This is a genomic window from Burkholderia sp. BCC0419 (assembly GCF_902830285.1).
In the GTDB taxonomy this organism is placed as follows: Bacteria; Pseudomonadota; Gammaproteobacteria; order Burkholderiales; family Burkholderiaceae; genus Burkholderia.
The window spans coordinates 191,772-207,670 of sequence record NZ_CADESR010000002.1; the positions used below are offsets into that span (position 1 = coordinate 191,772).

The 15,899-nt window shown below is 66.2% G+C and carries 17 protein-coding genes; 13 read left to right on the forward strand and 4 right to left on the reverse strand.

The window, feature by feature from the left end; all coding sequences use genetic code 11:
- Positions 1–35: 35 nt before the first annotated feature.
- Entirely contained in the window at positions 36–761 is a 726-nt protein-coding gene (locus HWW87_RS14360; RefSeq protein ID WP_175820830.1) for a pirin family protein, read from the reverse strand.
- Between the two features lie 127 nt (positions 762–888).
- Here HWW87_RS14360 and HWW87_RS14365 point away from each other — a divergent pair, with 127 nt between their 5' ends.
- From HWW87_RS14365 to HWW87_RS14375, 4 genes are all read left to right on the forward strand, one after another.
- A complete protein-coding gene (locus HWW87_RS14365) occupies positions 889–1,806 on the forward strand; it encodes a LysR family transcriptional regulator (protein ID WP_175820831.1) in 918 nt (305 codons plus the stop codon).
- 90 nt (positions 1,807–1,896) lie between these two features.
- Positions 1,897–3,021 (forward strand): Fic family protein, encoded by a 1,125-nt coding sequence (locus tag HWW87_RS14370; protein ID WP_175820832.1) that lies wholly within the window; start codon positions 1,897–1,899, stop codon positions 3,019–3,021.
- A 133-nt stretch (positions 3,022–3,154) separates the two neighbouring features.
- Positions 3,155–3,289 carry a hypothetical protein gene (locus tag HWW87_RS37420; RefSeq protein WP_279608018.1) on the forward strand — a complete coding sequence of 45 codons (135 nt, stop codon included), beginning with the start codon at positions 3,155–3,157 and terminating at the stop codon, positions 3,287–3,289.
- Positions 3,290–3,419: 130 nt separating this feature from the next.
- Positions 3,420–4,490: a lysozyme inhibitor LprI family protein gene (locus tag HWW87_RS14375; RefSeq protein WP_175820833.1), complete on the forward strand. Its 1,071-nt coding sequence runs from the start codon at positions 3,420–3,422 to the stop codon at positions 4,488–4,490.
- Between the two features lie 15 nt (positions 4,491–4,505).
- On the opposite strand, the gene HWW87_RS14380 is transcribed toward HWW87_RS14375, so the two are convergent.
- Complete coding sequence (locus HWW87_RS14380) at positions 4,506–5,597, reverse strand: LacI family DNA-binding transcriptional regulator (protein ID WP_175820834.1); 1,092 nt, start codon at positions 5,595–5,597, stop codon at positions 4,506–4,508.
- A gap of 241 nt (positions 5,598–5,838) precedes the next feature.
- Here HWW87_RS14380 and rbsK point away from each other — a divergent pair, with 241 nt between their 5' ends.
- From rbsK to HWW87_RS14400, 4 genes are all read left to right on the forward strand, one after another.
- Complete coding sequence (gene rbsK, locus HWW87_RS14385) at positions 5,839–6,765, forward strand: ribokinase (protein WP_175820835.1); 927 nt, start codon at positions 5,839–5,841, stop codon at positions 6,763–6,765.
- 60 nt (positions 6,766–6,825) lie between these two features.
- The gene (locus tag HWW87_RS14390; protein WP_175820836.1) at positions 6,826–8,145 is read left to right on the forward strand and encodes an MFS transporter; all 1,320 of its coding nucleotides are present in this window, start codon (positions 6,826–6,828) and stop codon (positions 8,143–8,145) included.
- A gap of 43 nt (positions 8,146–8,188) precedes the next feature.
- Positions 8,189–9,136, forward strand: coding sequence for a dihydrodipicolinate synthase family protein (locus tag HWW87_RS14395; RefSeq protein WP_175820837.1), 948 nt, complete (start codon positions 8,189–8,191; stop codon positions 9,134–9,136).
- A 441-nt stretch (positions 9,137–9,577) separates the two neighbouring features.
- Positions 9,578–10,225 (forward strand): hypothetical protein, encoded by a 648-nt coding sequence (locus HWW87_RS14400; RefSeq protein ID WP_175820838.1) that lies wholly within the window; start codon positions 9,578–9,580, stop codon positions 10,223–10,225.
- A gap of 119 nt (positions 10,226–10,344) precedes the next feature.
- Here HWW87_RS14400 and fliD read toward each other — a convergent pair whose 3' ends face one another.
- Positions 10,345–11,859 (reverse strand): flagellar filament capping protein FliD, encoded by a 1,515-nt coding sequence (gene fliD, locus HWW87_RS14405; RefSeq protein ID WP_175820839.1) that lies wholly within the window; start codon positions 11,857–11,859, stop codon positions 10,345–10,347.
- A 342-nt stretch (positions 11,860–12,201) separates the two neighbouring features.
- Between fliD and HWW87_RS14410 the strand changes: the two genes are divergently transcribed.
- A complete protein-coding gene (locus tag HWW87_RS14410; RefSeq protein WP_175820840.1) occupies positions 12,202–12,369 on the forward strand; it encodes a hypothetical protein in 168 nt (55 codons plus the stop codon).
- Between the two features lie 81 nt (positions 12,370–12,450).
- On the opposite strand, the gene HWW87_RS14415 is transcribed toward HWW87_RS14410, so the two are convergent.
- The gene (locus tag HWW87_RS14415) at positions 12,451–12,810 is read right to left on the reverse strand and encodes a hypothetical protein (protein WP_175820841.1); all 360 of its coding nucleotides are present in this window, start codon (positions 12,808–12,810) and stop codon (positions 12,451–12,453) included.
- Between the two features lie 24 nt (positions 12,811–12,834).
- On the opposite strand from HWW87_RS14415, the gene HWW87_RS14420 reads away from it, so the two are divergent.
- The 4 genes from HWW87_RS14420 to HWW87_RS14435 all read left to right on the forward strand — a co-directional run bounded on the left by HWW87_RS14420 (position 12,835) and on the right by HWW87_RS14435 (position 15,896).
- On the forward strand, positions 12,835–13,248 hold the full coding sequence (locus HWW87_RS14420; RefSeq protein WP_175820842.1) for a DoxX family protein: 414 nt from the start codon (positions 12,835–12,837) through the stop codon (positions 13,246–13,248).
- 306 nt (positions 13,249–13,554) lie between these two features.
- The gene (locus HWW87_RS14425) at positions 13,555–14,514 is read left to right on the forward strand and encodes an SDR family oxidoreductase (RefSeq protein WP_175820843.1); all 960 of its coding nucleotides are present in this window, start codon (positions 13,555–13,557) and stop codon (positions 14,512–14,514) included.
- A gap of 118 nt (positions 14,515–14,632) precedes the next feature.
- Entirely contained in the window at positions 14,633–14,869 is a 237-nt protein-coding gene (locus HWW87_RS14430; protein ID WP_175820844.1) for a hypothetical protein, read from the forward strand.
- A 166-nt stretch (positions 14,870–15,035) separates the two neighbouring features.
- Complete coding sequence (locus HWW87_RS14435) at positions 15,036–15,896, forward strand: transporter substrate-binding domain-containing protein (RefSeq protein WP_012337095.1); 861 nt, start codon at positions 15,036–15,038, stop codon at positions 15,894–15,896.
- Positions 15,897–15,899: the final 3 nt, after the last annotated feature.

Consider the following 15,899-nt stretch of genomic DNA (forward strand, 5'->3'; position numbering starts at 1 on the left):
CCGCGGTCAGCGGGGCCCGGTTTCCCGAACGGGCGTCACGCCCATTCGGCCGTCACTTCGACCGGACGCAGGTCGAACACCAGCACTTCGGCATCCTTGCCGTCGGCGATCGTCAGCGCCTGTTCGCCGCGGATGCGCGCGCCGTCGCCTTCGCCGAGCGTCACGCCGTTGACCGTCACGCTGCCGCGCGCCACATGCACGTAAGCGAAGCGGTTCGGATCAAGTTCCAGCGTAGTGCTTTCGTTGCCGTCGAACAGGCCCGCGTAAATCCGGGTGTCCTGCCGGATCTTCAGCGAACCGGCGTCGCCGGTCGGCGACACGACGAGGGCGAGCTTGCCGCGCTTCTCGTCGGCCGCGACATTTGTCTGCTGATAACGCGGCTCGGCACCCTTTTCGGCCGGCCCGACCCAGATCTGCAGGAAGTGGACCGGCGTGTCCGGCGAGTGGTTGAACTCGCTGTGGCGCACGCCGGTGCCCGCGCTCATCAGCTGCACGTCGCCCGGCACGATCACCGAACCGGTACCCATCGAGTCCTTGTGTTCGAGCGCGCCGTCGAGCACGTACGACAGGATTTCCATGTCGCGGTGCGGGTGCGTGCCGAAGCCGCGGCCCGGGGCGACGCGGTCGTCGTTGATCACGAGCAGGTCGGAGAAGCCGACTTGCTTCGGATCGAAGTAATTCGCGAACGAAAACGTATGACGGGAGCTGAGCCAGCCATGCTCCGCACGGCCACGTTGGTTTGCTGCACGGATGTCGATCATGATTTTGTCCTTGAAGTCGCCGGACCTCGAAAGTGGGCCCGGCCGTTCGTTGAGATGAATCTTAGGTCAATCGATTTGACAAATAAATCGCTGTAGAGATAATGACTGTCGCTATGGAGTGGACAATATGGAACTCAACGACCTGAGGATCTTCGTCGCGACCGTGGACGCAGGCAGCTTCACGGCGGCGGCCGATCAGCTGATGCTGTCCAAGCAGTTCGTCAGCCGGCGCACGATGGCGCTGGAGGCGTCGCTCGGCGTGCGGCTGCTGCATCGCAATACCCGCAATCTCGCGGTGACCGAATCGGGGCAGGAGTTTTATGTGCGCGCGCAGCGCATCCTCGCGGAGATCGCCGACGCCGAGCAGGCGATGTCGGTGCGCAGCACCGAACTGCATGGTTCGCTGAAGATCAGCGCGCCGCTGTCGTTCGGGATCACGCACGTGTCGCCGCTGATTGCCGAATTCCTGTCCGCGCACCCGGCCGTCCGGCTGAACCTCGACCTGACCGACCGGCGCGTCGACCTGATCGGCGAGGGCTTCGATCTCGTGCTGCGGATCGGCTCGCTCGAGGACTCGACGCTGATCGCGCGTCCGCTCGGCGCGTGGCGGATGATCGCGTGCGCGAGCCCCGCGTACCTGAAGCGGCACGGCGCGCCGCAGACGCCGGCCGATCTGGCCGGCCACACGTGCGTGCTGTACGGGCGCGAGCGGCGGATTGGCTGGGAATTCCGCGTCGACGGCGTGGCGCGGACGTTCGACGTGCAGGGGCCGCTCGTCGCGAACAACGGCGAAGTGGTGCGCGACGCGGCGATCGCAGGGCTCGGCATCGCGCTGCTGCCGCACTTCATCGTCGGCGCGGCGCTCGACAGCGGGGCGCTCGTGCCAGTGCTCGACGCGTACGTGCCGCCGCCGATCACGCTCAATGCGGTGTTTCCGCAGCACCGGGAAGGGTTCGTCACGCTGCGCACGTTCATCGGGTTTCTCGCGGAGCGGCTCGGGGAGCCGGCGCCGCCGGGCGCGAGCGGGGCGGGCCGGGTACGGTAGCGGGCCGCTTTGCGGTGAATGGGACGATTAATCTCCGCACAATTTGCGGAGATTGTTGAGTCGCGCGGCGAATGGGCGGATAATCTCCGCATGATGAGCGGAGATTACACCTTTATCTGGGAATCGGCCGACTGGCCGGCATGGCGCTTCGACCTGCCGGCCCTCGCCACGCCGCTCGCCGACGTCAGCCGTGCGCAAGGCATGCTGGCCGGGCGACTGGCGGATATCGGCCTGGCGTTGCGCGACGAGGCGAGCCTGGCCGCGCTGACGGAGGACGTCGTCAAGACCAGCGCGATCGAGGGCGAGAACCTGAATGTCGCATCGGTCCGGTCGTCGATTGCGCGCCGGCTCGGCGTCGACATCGGTGCGCTCGCGCCGGTCGATCGCCACGTCGAAGGCGTCGTCGACATGGTGCTGGATGCGACGACCCATTCGGCCGCACCGGTCACCGAAGCGCGGCTGTTCGGGTGGCATGCCGCGCTGTTCCCGACCGGCTATTCGGGGCTGTCGCGGATCACGGTCGGCGGATGGCGCTCGGATGCGAGCGGGCCGATGCAGGTGGTCTCCGGGCCGATCGGCCGGCAGCGCGTGCATTTCGAGGCACCGCCGGCCGGCCGCCTGACGCACGAGATCGGGCGCTTTCTCGCGTGGCTCAATGCCGCGCCGGTCGAGCCCTTGCTGATCCGGGCCGGGCTCGCTCACCTGTGGTTCGTCACGCTCCACCCGTTCGACGACGGCAACGGTCGTATCGCGCGTGCGCTCGGGGATCTGGTGCTGGCGCGCGCGGATCGAAGCCCACAGCGCTTCTACAGCCTGTCCGCGCAGATCCAGCGCGAGCGCAACGCGTATTACGACGTGCTGGAGCGCACGCAGCGCGGCTCGCTCGACGTCACGGAGTGGCTCGCGTGGTTTCTGAACGCGCTGGGCCGGGCCATCGATCATGCGCATACGACGCTCGATGCGGTGCTGATCAAGGCGCGCTTCTGGCAGCGATGCGCGGGCGTCGCGATGAACGAACGCCAGGTCAAGGTCATGAATCGGCTGCTCGACGGCTTCGAAGGGAAGCTGACGACCACCAAGTGGGCCGCCCTCGCGAAATGCTCGCAAGACACGGCGCTGCGCGATATCACGGAGCTCGTCGAGCAGGGCATGCTGCGTCGCTCGGCGTCCGGCGGCCGGAGCACGAGCTACGAACTGGTGCCGTTCGACGGCTGACGTCATCACCGGCTCGTCTCGTCTTGCGCGCGAAAGCATCGTGTGCCTGGCCGATGCAGCGGGTACGGTTGCCGCACGCGTGGGTCAGGTCGCCGTGCGGTGCATGCGGTTCTCGTCGATGGAAGGAGAAGGCATGACTGCGCATGACGACGGCGTGATCGTGTTCATCGGGATCATCGAGCGCGCGACGGAAGCTGCATTGCACGACGGCATCGTGCACTGCAGCGCGGCCGCCAAAATGGTTGCGACGACATCGAACGTCGATTGATCGGCGTCGCGCACTCGGGTTACGCTTCGGCGGGCGGCGGCATGCGCTGCATGCCGGACCAGGCGTTTTTACCTCGAATGTCGCGTGCTGGTAGCTTCTACGGGTGCGCGACCCAGCGACGAGCAAGCCGATGACCATCCATAACCGATCGAATCCGCGCGGACACGCTGCACTTTGCGCAAGTGGCAAGCGGAGCACGTACCTGTCATCCCTCGCGGCGGCCGTGTTGCTGACGCTGCTGCCGGCCGCCGCGCATGCGGCCGGCTTCGACTGCGCGAAGGCCGCATCGCCGACCGAGAAGACGATCTGTGCGGACACCGCACTATCGAAGCTCGACGGCGATCTGTCGGCCGCGTGGAAGAGGGCGCTCGCAAAGGGCGGCGATACGGCCGCGCTGAAGGCGGCGCAATTGAAGTGGCTCAAGCAGCGCGACCAGTGCGGCAGCGATGCGTCGTGCCTGGGCGACCGTTACCGTGAACGGCTCGCGAGCCTGAACGGCACACCGCTCGCCGCCGATCGCTGGCAGCAGACGTGGTATCTCGACAGCGACAACCCGTCGTTCGGCGGCGTGCTGACGTTCACCGGCACGGTGCCGCGCCTGCATTTCGAATTGAGCGCCAACAATGGCGCGAATACCGGCGAGCTTGGCGGCGATTTCGAATTGCGGGGTGACAGCGGCACGTTTCGGCACGATCAATGCCAGCTCGATTTCAGCCGCAAGGGCGCGCGCGTGCATGTCGAGCAGCACGGCGGCGATGGCGAGTGCGGCGCCGGCGCGGGTGTCGTCTACACGGGCGACTATGTAACGGCGTCGCACGCGCAGGCGAAGCCGCCGGCGGATCTCGTGAGCCTGAACGTGCTGGCCAATGCACAGCAGAACGCGACCGCGCACAAGCTGCTCGGCGCCGACTATCAATTGCTCGTCGAAACGGTCAATTCCAGCGCCGACGGGAAGGATCTCGACGGCCTCAACGCACAGGTGACGTCGTACTGGGTGCGCGGCATCGCGACGACGAACGCGGCGATCGTGATGCGCCGCGGCACCGATCTGTGGATCGGGCTGCTCGTGTTCGATGCGAAGAACAACGTCCGGATGCGTTACTACTCGAACGTGCCGGCGTGGAAGAAAACCGTGCCGAAGACGATCAACGCGTGGCACGACAATCTCGACAAGACGCTGCCGATCGACGTGATGCAGTAAGCAGATGCTGCGCCGCTATTTCTTGCGCGCCGCGTGCGCCTGCGTCCGCGCCGGCGGCGCGGCGGATTCCCGTATGCGCAACTCGGGTTGAACGGCATGGCCGGACCCCGTGGCGCCGTTCTCGAGCGCGTCGAGCAACGCATGCGCGGCCTGGCGGCCGATCGCGTCGGTGTCGACCCACATCGTCGTCAGCGGCGGCTGGATCTCGCGCGCGAGCGCGATGTCGTCGAACCCGGTGATCGACAACTGCGCGGGCACGTCGATGCCGAGCGCCTGCGCTTCGAGCAACGCGCCGAGCGCGAGCGCGTCGTTGCCGCAGATCACGGCGGTCGGCCGCGTCGCCGCGTCGCTGCCGGCGATCGCGCGCAGGCTCGCCCGCCCGAACGCGATCGTGGCCGCGCCTTCGTGCTGATGCACGGGGCGCACCGCGAGCCCGTGCGCGGCAAGCGTGTCGTGAATGCCGCGCAGGCGGGCCTGGACACGGTCGTTGTCCGTCGACGGCTGCATGATGATCGCGAAATCGCGGTGGCCGAGGTCGAGCAGGTGCGTGGTGAGCCGTGCGAAGGCCGCGCGGTTGTCGAAGCCGATGCAGCAGTGCGGGCTGTCGTCGCGGTACGCATACGTGACGACGTACGGCACGCGATGCATCGCAAGGAGTTCGAACAGTTCCGGCGGATACGCTTCGCCGACCAGCGACACCGCTTCCACGCCGCGCGACAGCATCGCGCGCACCTGCGCGAGCGCCTGCGCGGGGTCGTAGTTCGAGCAGCCGAGGAACAGCGTGATGCCGTGCTCGGCCATGACCGTCTGCATGCCGGCGACCTGCGACGCGAACACCTGGTCGTCGAGGGTCGGAATGATCGCGCCCGTGATGTGGGTGCGCGTGGACGCGAGCGCCCGGCCGGCCGCATTCGGGATCCAGTTCAGTGCGAGCGCCGCGTCGCGCACGCGCTGCTGCACGTCGGCCGACACCTTGCCGGGATCGTTGTACACGCGCGAGACGGTCGCGGTCGACACGCCGGCCAGTTTCGCGACGTCGCCGAGCACCGAGCGGCCGCTGCCGCGGCGTGCGCGGGGCGTGCCGCCGCGGGACGGGGGCGTGCTCATTGGCGGTCTCCAGGCGGGGTAGGCCTGCCTGCGCCGTGCGTTGCCAGTCGCGTCATTGTTTACCCTCGATTCATGGTGGTCCCGCTTGCATCCGCATTCGATCCTGTGAGAATGTAAGCGCTATCTTTCCGCTGCTTCGTATTATGTCAGACATGGATTTCACCCGCATCGCGAAATTTTCAGAGACGACCGCCTTTCCGGTCATTTTGTCGGCCGCAAATGTAAGCGATTACATCAAGCAATGAACGGCCTCCGGACACCGCGTATCGCCGTCGTCGGCAGCGTCAACATCGATCTCGTCACGCGCGCGCCGCGCCTGCCGGTGCCGGGCGAGACGCTGCTCGGCACGACGTTCGAGACCGTTCACGGCGGCAAGGGCGCGAACCAGGCGGTGGCGGCCGCGCGCCTCGGCGCATCGGTCGCGATGATCGGCTGCGTCGGCGACGACGCGTTCGGTGCACGCCTGCACGGCGCGCTGGCAGCGGAGCGCATCGACGTGACGCACCTGCACCGGATCGGCGGCACGGCGACCGGGGTCGCGACGATCACGGTCGACGACGGCGGCGCGAACAGCATCGTCGTCGTGCCCGGCGCGAATGCATGCGTCGATGCCGACCGGATCGACGCGGCGCGCGACGCGATCGCAGCCGCCGCGCTGCTCGTGTGCCAGCTCGAAGTGCCGGTCGCCACCGTGGCGCGCGCGATTGCCTGCGCAAGCGCGCACCACACGCCGGTGCTGCTCAATCCCGCACCCGCGCAGCCGCTTTTCGATGCGTTGCTGGCGCGGGTCGACTATCTCGTCGTCAACGAAACCGAGGCCGAGTCGCTGACCGGCATCGCCGTCGGCGACGACGCATCCGCCGCGCGCGCCGCCGAGGCGCTGTGCGCGAGGGGTGTCGGCAACGTGCTGGTCACGCTCGGCGCGCGCGGCGTCTGCTGGCGCGGCAGCGCAGGGAGCGGCCGCCGTCGTGCGATGGCGGTGGCGGCCGTCGATACGACCGCGGCCGGCGACACGTTCGTCGGCGGGTTCGCGGCCGCACGGGCCGGCGGCGCGTCGATGGACGACGCGATCGGCTTCGGCCAGCGTGCGGCCGCGATCAGCGTCACGCGCCATGGCGCGCAAACGTCGATTCCGACGCGCGACGAAGTAAACCGTATGGATACCTGAATTCCGCATGCGACGGAACGGCCGAACCCGGCCCCTACCAGTGACATGGAGACAATCGACATGAACGACAACCCACCTGTTCCGCACGCGCCGCCCCGGATTCGGCGCGGCCAACGCATCGCGCTCGCGCTGTTGATGGCGAGCGGGATCGTCAACTATCTCGACCGCGGCACGCTGGCCGTCGCGAGTTCGGCGATCCGCGGCGACCTCGGCCTGTCGCTCGCGCAGATGGGGCTGCTGCTGTCGGCATTCTCATGGAGCTATGCGCTGTGCCAGTTTCCGGTCGGCGGGCTGGTCGACCGCATCGGCCCGCGCCGGCTGCTCGGCATCGGGCTGATCGTCTGGTCGTTCGCGCAGGCGTCGGGCGGCCTCGTGTCCACCTTCGGTTGGTTCATCGTCGCGCGGATCGTGCTCGGCATCGGCGAGGCGCCGCAATTCCCGTCCGCCGCGCGCGTGGTGAGCAACTGGTTTCCGCTGCGGGCGCGCGGCACGCCGACCGGCATTTTCAATGCCGCGTCGCCGCTCGGTACCGCGCTTGCGCCGCTGCTGCTGTCGGTTCTCGTTGCATCGTTCGACTGGCGCTGGGCGTTCGTCGTGACCGGTGCGCTCGGTCTCGTCGTCGCCGTCGTGTGGTTCGCGCTGTATCGTGATCCGGTGCGCGCGCAACTGTCCGCCGCCGAACGCAGTTATCTCGATGCCGATGCGCAAAGCGTCGTCGCGGCGCCGAAACTGACCTTCGCCGAATGGCGCAGCCTGTTCTCGCACGGCACGACGTGGGGGATGCTGATCGGCTTCTTTGGATCCGTGTACCTGAACTGGGTCTACTTGACCTGGTTGCCGGGCTACCTGACGATGGAGCGGCACATGAGCCTGGTCCGCACCGGGTTTGCCGCATCGGTGCCGTTCCTGTGCGGGTTCGTCGGTTCGCTGGTCGCCGGCTGGCTGTCGGATTTCGTCACGCGCCGCAGCCGGTCGCCGGTCGTGAGCCGGCGCAATGCGGTGGTGGCCGCGATGCTCGGGATGGTTGCGTTCACGATTCCGGCCGCGCTCGTACAGAGCAATACGGTTGCGCTCGCATGCATTTCGGTGGTGATCTTTCTCGCCAACGCGGCGTCGGCGTGCTCGTGGGCGCTCGCGACGGCGGCCGCACCGCCGAGCCGCATCGCGTCGCTCGGCGCGATCCAGAATTTCGGCGGCTTCATCGGCGGCGCGCTGGCCCCGATCCTGACCGGCATCATTGCGCAGAAGTGGTCGTTCGTGCCCGCGCTGCTCACCGCGGCGGCGATCGCGTTCGCCGGCGCGATGGCCTACCTGCTGCTCGTGCGCAAGCCGATTCCCGAACAGGCCGCGAACGCCGCGCCCGGACCGTTGCCGGCGTAATCGTGCAGTCTGCATTCGCATTCACTGAAGGAAGGAGAAACCGATGCAACACTCGCAGCAATCGAACGTGACCATCGAGGGGATCGTGCCGGTGATGCTGACGCCGTTCGACGACGCCGGCGCGATCGACTACGCCGGGCTCGAGCGGCTCATCGAATGGTATCTGGCGCACGGCTCGGATGCGTTGTTCGCGGTCGCGCAATCGAGCGAGATGCAATTCCTGAGCCTGGCCGAACGCGCCGAACTCGCGCGCTTCGTGGTCGAGCGGGTGGCCGGGCGCGTGCCGGTCGTCGCGTCAGGCCACATCAGCGACGATCTCGACGCGCAGGTCGCCGAACTGCGCGCGGCGGCCGAATCGGGCGCGCAGGGCGTCGTGCTCGTGACCAACCGGCTCGATCCGCAACGCAAGGGCAGCGCCGCGTTGCTCGACCATCTTCACCGGCTGCTCGCGCGACTGCCGTCGGATCTCCCGCTCGGCCTGTACGAATGTCCGGCGCCTTACCGGCGGCTTCTGTCGGATGACGAGCTGCGCGCGTGCATCGACACGGGCCGGTTCGTGATGCTCAAGGACGTGAGCTGCGATCTCGCGACGGTGAAGCGGCGCGTCGCGCTCGCCGAGGGATCGCCGCTGAAGATCCTGAACGCGAACGCTGCGATTGCGTGGGACGCGATGAAGGCCGGGTCCGCCGGTTTCAACGGCGTGTTCACGAACTTCCATCCCGATCTCTACCGGTGGCTGCGTACGCAAGGCGAGTCGCATCCGGCGCTCGCCGACGAACTGTCGACGTTCCTGGTCGTCTCGGCGGTATCGGAGGCGCTGGGCTATCCGGCGCTCGCGAAGCTCTATCACCAGCGGATCGGCACGTTCGGGTCGATCAAATGCCGTGCGATCGACTACGACGTGCGCGAACGATTCTGGGCGCTCGACGCGGTGCTCGACAAGATCGTGGCCGGCACCGAACATTTTCGCCGGCGAATCGCTGCGTCATGACGGAGGACGCGCGCCGCGCCGGCAGCGCGGCGCGTGATCGCATCGCGTGCCGTGCAGGCGGCCGGCACGCCCGTTGCCTGCCGGAACGATCCGCGTTGCGCGATGCGTCGCAAGCGCGGCGAAATCATCGCGATTTCCGATCCCGTCGATAGCGGCCACGCGTTCAGCCGTGCCGTCCGGCTCTCTCATTCGGCGGTCATTCACTACGTCACGAAATCACGCACTCGAACCGCCCGCGATCCGCGAGTGCGGTGTCGATGCGCGTCTGGCCATCCTGCCGCGCGTCGCATTGACGATGTCTGACGGACTGTCGACATGTTCTCGCACCCGGCGAGAAAAGCGCACAAATCTGCGCAATCCCGCGCCCGTCCGGTGTAGCGGTTCGTAATACCATGCCGCGGAGTGATTTTTACCGACGAACCGCTGAAGCCGCATTCGCCCATGCAACACGTGACGACGACAAGCCCGCCGCCGATCCTGGCGGCGCCGGTTGATGCCATGCTGCACGCCGTGATCGACGAGGTCGTCCACCGGAGCGTGTCGGAGGCGACGACGCGCAGCGGCTACATGCGCTGCGCCGACTATGCGATCGTCGGCGCGCAGGTGCTCACGCTGCTGACCGGCAAGACCTATCGACCATTCGCGGGCGGCGAAGTGATGGATTTCGGCGGCGGCAACCTGTACGCGCTGTGCACGACGCGCGAGCGGCGCCGTACCGCGCGGCATCTGTCGCAGCTCGCGCGGTATCACTGCTGGATCGAAGCGCGCCACGCCGATGCGGGCGGGCACACGCGCAAGGAGATCGTCGACTTCACGCTGCGCCATGACGAGACCGTCGCGAACCATCTGGGCATGCCGTTCGTCCGTGCTTATCAGGCCTATTTCTGGGGCTGGGACGACGAGCATGCAGTACCGGTCGAGTTGCACGATCATCCGGTATTCGCGAAGCAGGGGCCGGTGTGGCGCTGGACCGAGCGCGAATGCACGTCGCTGCTGCGTGCATACGAGCACGAGCGGCCCGGCTATTTCGGGCGCCAGGTATCGCGTGCCATTGATTTGTTCGCCGACCGCGTCGAAGGTCTCGGCTGACGCCCGCGTGCTTCAAGGGCAATCTCGGGCCGGCTGCCGGCCGCGATGATGCGAATCCGGCGAGCGCGGGCGCGCCGTCGGCAGGAACGACGTCTGCGGGCAGCGCGCGACCCCGCCGCTTACTTGTTGGACAGCGTGCCGCTACTGTTCGCACCGCCAAACAATCGCGTCAGGTATTGCGAGTTGGTGTTCATCCGGGCCATCAGCGTGTTGAGCGCGGTGAACTGCGCCTGATACCGCCTGGTCAGTTGCGCGGCATAGTCGGACAGATCCGACTGCTGCTGCGCGACACGTTTCAGATCGGCGGTCAGTGCGGTCGTGCGTACGTCGATCATCCCGTTCTTCTTCGTGAACTGCGTGATCTGGTCGGTCAGGCGCGTGCCGATTCCGTTCTCCGGATTGAACAGGCGCGCGACGCCCGACGGATTGGCGGACAGCGCGCTGTCGAGCTTCGCGCTGTCGACGTTCAGCGTGCCGTCCTTCTCGAGCTTGATGCCGATCGACAACAGGTTCACGTGTCCGTTGCCCTTCTCGGCGGTGGCGCCGCTGTCCACACCGCGCGCGACGATCGACGCCAGCGAGTTGCGGATCGTGTTCAGCGTCGAATCGCCGATCAGCGCGCCTTGCGAGCTGGCCCCTGCCGTGTAGCTCGACAGCGCGCCCATCGTCTTGACGACCGTGTTGTACAGGCTCACGAAGTTCGTGATCGTGGCGGCCTGCGACTTCGTGTCGGTGCTGACCGTCAGCGTCTGCGTATCGGTCGCGCTGACCGCGGCCGCCGACAGGTTCAGCGTGATGCCGGTCAGCACGCCCGATACCGCGTTGCTCGCACTGGTCGATGCGATCCCGTTGAGCGTGAACTTCGCATCCTGCGCGACGGCGCTCTGCCGCCAGGCGGCCGCGCCATTCGCCGAATCGATCTTCGACGCGCCGCCGGACGGGTCGGCCGTCGACGTGACGCCGAGGTTCGACAGGCCGCCGTCGCTGGACACGTTGCCGACCGCGACGCTGATCGCGTTCGCCGCGCCCGTTTTCGACGACGCGAGCACGAGATGCGCGCCGTCCGTGCCGTTGATAACCGTCGCGCTGATTCCCGGGTTGCCCGACGCGCCGTTGATCGCCGCCGCGATGCCCGCCAGCGTGTTGTTGGCACTGCCGATTTCGACCTTGAACGACTGGCTGCCGAGCGACAGCGTCAGCGTGCCGGTGCCGAGCGCCTTGCTGCCGTTGAAGCCGGCGGACGACAGCGCCTGCGCGGTCGCGATCTGCATGACGCCGACCGTGTAGGTGCCGGCGACCGCGCCCGCACCCGCCGTCGCGGTCAGGCCCTTGCCGCTCGCGACGGCGTTGAACGTCGACTGCAGTGCGCCATTCTTCAGCGACGTCAGGCCCGCCTCGAGCGCGCCGAGCGCCGACGACAGCGCGCCGAAGGCGGAAATCCGCGTGTTGCCGGTCGTTTGCGAAGCGGCAAGCGTCGCGGCCCGGCCGGCCGTCTTCGCGTTCACGAGCGTCTTGACGAGCGAGCCGACGTCCATCGCCGGATTGCCGGTCGAGCCGTTGATGATCGATTGCGCTGCCTGTTGCATCAGGCTGTTCGCGTTGGCGCCGCTGTTGACGGGCGTGTTCGTTGGCATGGGTGAGCTCCGGTTGAAAGGCGATCCAGTGGCGAACGGCGGTCGAGCCGGCCTGCGGCGATCCGGGCGGGCGCGTGGCGATTCGCGTGCATGGCGCTTGTCGTGCGACGCCCGCCGCGGATCGCGGGAGTGTCGGGAAAACGTAAGAACGAATCGGTGCGCTATCGTATTCTTTAATCGGTATTAATTGGTAATTTTTTGTAATGTTTATTGAGGAAAGTGTGGGGAATGGCGTGGAAGGTATGGAATGCGCAGAAACATGTGCTGCTTCCTCGCAAGTGCATGATTTTGATTGTATTTATTAAAGGATTTTCGGGAGAGTTGAAATTTGCAGAAGCATGAATGTTTGATGACACGATTTTGGTTGACTTCGCTAAACAGCAGCCGGATGAGCTGCGTGTCGGTGGGCTCCCACGCGTTTCGGTCGGCAAAGCGCATTTCGGCGCCATGTTCGTGACTCGAAAAATAATACGGGTGTCGCTGGTAAAGACGGGCGAGTACCCGGCGTGAAGACAGGCGCTGAGGACTTGCGTGCCAACGGGTGCTGATGAGTCACTGGCGCAATGCGCCGTTTTGATGATGCGTTCCAATTCAAGCCGGAAATATCGACTGATTCCCGTAACGTAAAGAAGAAGGCACCTTTTGCGTTGCTGAAACAGGGAGGCCGGTGGTTTGCATGGCCGGCCACGCGCCGCATACCGGGTCGATCTTCCGTGATTGTCCACTCATTCGAGACAGCGAATCATATTTAGACGGATTGATGATTTTCGGCGGGACAGTAGACTGCACCTGTGCTTCGCCAGAACCGATCCGGAGCGCGCCGCTACTCGCGGCGTCACCGGACGGATTCTTCGGCGGCGGGCCACATGGCTTGCCGTCCGATTGCGCGAAGAGTGGTCCGTTGCCGGCATAGCGCGCCGATTGGGCGCGCAGCGGCACCGGATGCATCAAACCGTCAATTCAAGGGTGATTGCTATGCGTTACGTTTCGCTGGAGTCGAAGAAGGACGAGCTGCTGCTGGCGGCTCGCGTGCTGATGATGATCCTGTTCGTGCTGTTCGGCTGGCAGAAGCTGAACGGTTTCTCGGGCACCGTCGCGTACATGGCGTCGACGGGGAACCCGGCGCCTGAGCTGGCGGCCGTGATCGCGGTGGCGGTCGAACTGGTGGGCGGCGTGCTGATCGCGATCGGCTTCTATACGCGTCCGCTCGCGCTGTTGTTCGCCGCCTATACGCTCGCGACCGCGCTGATCGGCCATCGCTACTGGGCGCTGCAAGGGATGGAGCAGTACATGGCGATGATCAATTTCTACAAGAACGTGAGCATCATCGGCGGGTTGCTGTTGCTCGCGTTGAGCGGGCCGGGACGGTATTCGGTTGACCGGAAGTAAGGCGGGACGGCGTTTCCGTTCGGTATCGGGAGCCCGGTGCGCGCAAGCGTGCCGGGTTTTGTTTTTGTGGGCGACGGAGGAATCGACGCGCGTGCCGACTACAGAACGGGTGTCGTGCTCAAACACGGCGCGCAGCGCACCCGTTCGCGGCCGGAATCCGCATCGCGGATCACGCCTTGCACGCAGCCGTTGGCCGGCGCGAAATGGGCGAAGAACGGGGTCGATCATGTTCCCGACCGGAGGCGAGCCGTTCATGCTATCCAATAGGCCCGATAATCCCTTCGTTCCCGTGATTTATCGCCACCCATGCCAAACCAATCCTCGGTACGCAAAACCATCCTCCTCATCGGCGCCTCCGGCCTGCTGGGCCGCGTAGTTGCCGCGTCTTTGTCCCGCGAATCGTCGCTGACGTTTCTCGCGACCATCCGGAACCCGCAAACCGCCGGCGCCAAACTGCTCGCATTGCCACCCGAAAACATCGCCGAACTCGATGTCCTCGACCAGCTGTCCCTCGAACGCGTTTTTGAAACCTGCCGACCGGCAGCGGTGATTCTCTGCGCCGCCGAACGCCGCCCCGACGTCTGCGAACGCGACCCGGCCGCCGCTCGCGCAATCAACGTCACCGCACCGGCCCGCATCGGCGCACTCGCCGCGAGATACGGCGCATGGACGCTCGGCATTTCGACCGACTACGTCTTCGACGGCCGGGCCGCCCCCTACGGCGAAGACGCCACCCCGAACCCGCTGAACATCTACGGTCGCACCAAACTGGAAGGCGAGGCCGCGCTCCTCGCCGCCTCGCCGCTGTCGTGCGTGCTGCGCCTGCCGTTGCTCTTCGGCCCGATCGCCGACTGGAGCGAATCGGCCGTCACGAGCCTCGTGCCGGCCGTCGTCGCGTCGTCGCGGCCGGGCGCCGACGCGGTCGGCATGGACGCATGGGCGATCCGTTACCCGACCTATACGCCCGACGTCGCGCAGGTGATCCGCGACCTGACGCTGCGCCATCTCGCGGGTGAATCCGTCACGGGCATCCGCCATTGGTCGAGCGAGGAGCCGATGACGAAGTACGACATCGCGCAGCGAATCGCGGCCGCGCTCGGCATCGACGCCTCGCTCGCGCCGATTACCCAGCCGACCGACGCGACGCCGCGCCCGTACGACTGCCATCTGGACGCCGCGCGCGTGCGCGCGCTCGGGATCGATCACGCGACGCCGTTCGATACGGCGCTGCGGACCGTGCTGCGCGATGCGCCGCAGTCGCTGTAGGATCGACACCCTGCGCGGCTCGCGGCGCTCCGCCGACATCAACGAGCCAATCCGCTGAGGATCGTACAGTCGCTCACCGCCTGCCCGGGAGTCGGGCGACCTGCCACTCGATATTCATTTGACGAACGAAGAAGCATCCGCGCCGCTGACGATGGCGGGGCCGCTCCACGCCGATGCAGATGCCGTATTGCGCGGCGCCATCGCAGGTGCCAACGCGCAGGCATCGCGAGCCGCCGCCAATCCTCAGACCTGCATCATGGTCGAGCGGCTTGCCGATCGAATTCAGAATTTGTCTAGTCATCCTTGCGATTCGCTCGCTCGAATTGCACCAAACATGTGCCCTGATTCCCCGTAACGATGCACGCTAGATCCTTGAAATTAGGGGATTTCCCGCGTTTCCCCCGTTTTTATTGATCACTACTTGTCTCGCTGTTTTTCTTCTTGCATGCTTGTATAGACAAATTCCTGAGGCGGCTCGCTGCACCGAAGGGATGGCGAATCTCAACGCAAGGAGAAATCTCGTGAACGGCAAGCGCATCAAGTGGGCAATCAGGACGATCGGCGTCATCGCGGCTGCGGCGGCAACGCTCGCGGCGCCGGTGCAGGCAAAGGAATGGAAGACGGTGACGGTCGCGCTCGAAGGCGGCTACGCGCCGTGGAACCTCACGCTGCCGGGCGGCAAGCTGGGCGGTTTCGAACCGGAACTGCTCGCCAACGTGTGCGAGCGGATCAAGGTGCAGTGCAACATGGTTGCGCAGGACTGGGACGGGATGATTCCCGGCCTGCAGGCCGGCAAGTTCGATGTCCTGATGGATGCGATTTCCATCACGCCTGAGCGCGAAAAGATCCTGCTGTTCTCGCGTCCGTATGCGGCGACGCCGGCGACGTTCGCCGTCACCGATACGAAGATCCTGCCGAAGGCCGCGCCCGGCGCGCCGATCGTCAAGCTGACGGGTGACGCCAACGCGGACAAGCCTACCGTCGACACCCTGCGCAAGCAGTTGAAGGGCAAGACGATCGGTATCCAGTCGGGCACCGTCTACACGAAATTCATCAACGACAGCTTCAAGGACATTGCGTCGATTCGCGTGTACAAGACGTCGCCCGAACGCGATCTCGATCTGGTCGCCGGGCGCATCGATGCGTCGTTCGACGACGTCACGTACTACGCGGCGAACAACGCGAAGAAGGACAACGCGTCGATCGTGCTCGCGGGGCCGAAGCTCGGCGGCCCGATCTGGGGGCCGGGCGAGGGGCTCGCGTTCCGCAAGCAGGATGCCGACCTGAAGACGAAGTTCGATACGGCGATCGCCGCGGCGCTCGCTGATGGCACCGTGAAGAAGCTCGCCGACAAGTGGTTCAAGACCGACGTCACGCCGTAAGCG

Bases quoted from the DNA above. Each gene is read 5' to 3' on its own strand.
- rbsK (WP_175820835.1), top strand. From the start codon at position 5,839: ATGAACGGCCTCCGGACACCGCGTATCGCCGTCGTCGGCAGCGTCAAC.
- HWW87_RS14410 (WP_175820840.1), top strand. From the start codon at position 12,202: ATGTTTGATGACACGATTTTGGTTGACTTCGCTAAACAGCAGCCGGAT.
- HWW87_RS14390 (WP_175820836.1), top strand. From the start codon at position 6,826: ATGAACGACAACCCACCTGTTCCGCACGCGCCGCCCCGGATTCGGCGC.
- HWW87_RS14395 (WP_175820837.1), top strand. From the start codon at position 8,189: ATGCAACACTCGCAGCAATCGAACGTGACCATCGAGGGGATCGTGCCG.
- HWW87_RS14375 (WP_175820833.1), top strand. From the start codon at position 3,420: ATGACCATCCATAACCGATCGAATCCGCGCGGACACGCTGCACTTTGC.
- HWW87_RS37420 (WP_279608018.1), top strand. From the start codon at position 3,155: ATGACTGCGCATGACGACGGCGTGATCGTGTTCATCGGGATCATCGAG.
- HWW87_RS14420 (WP_175820842.1), top strand. From the start codon at position 12,835: ATGCGTTACGTTTCGCTGGAGTCGAAGAAGGACGAGCTGCTGCTGGCG.
- fliD (WP_175820839.1), bottom strand. From the start codon at position 11,859: ATGCCAACGAACACGCCCGTCAACAGCGGCGCCAACGCGAACAGCCTG.
- HWW87_RS14370 (WP_175820832.1), top strand. From the start codon at position 1,897: ATGATGAGCGGAGATTACACCTTTATCTGGGAATCGGCCGACTGGCCG.
- HWW87_RS14425 (WP_175820843.1), top strand. From the start codon at position 13,555: ATGCCAAACCAATCCTCGGTACGCAAAACCATCCTCCTCATCGGCGCC.
- HWW87_RS14360 (WP_175820830.1), bottom strand. From the start codon at position 761: ATGATCGACATCCGTGCAGCAAACCAACGTGGCCGTGCGGAGCATGGC.
- HWW87_RS14365 (WP_175820831.1), top strand. From the start codon at position 889: ATGGAACTCAACGACCTGAGGATCTTCGTCGCGACCGTGGACGCAGGC.
- HWW87_RS14400 (WP_175820838.1), top strand. From the start codon at position 9,578: ATGCAACACGTGACGACGACAAGCCCGCCGCCGATCCTGGCGGCGCCG.
- HWW87_RS14380 (WP_175820834.1), bottom strand. From the start codon at position 5,597: ATGAGCACGCCCCCGTCCCGCGGCGGCACGCCCCGCGCACGCCGCGGC.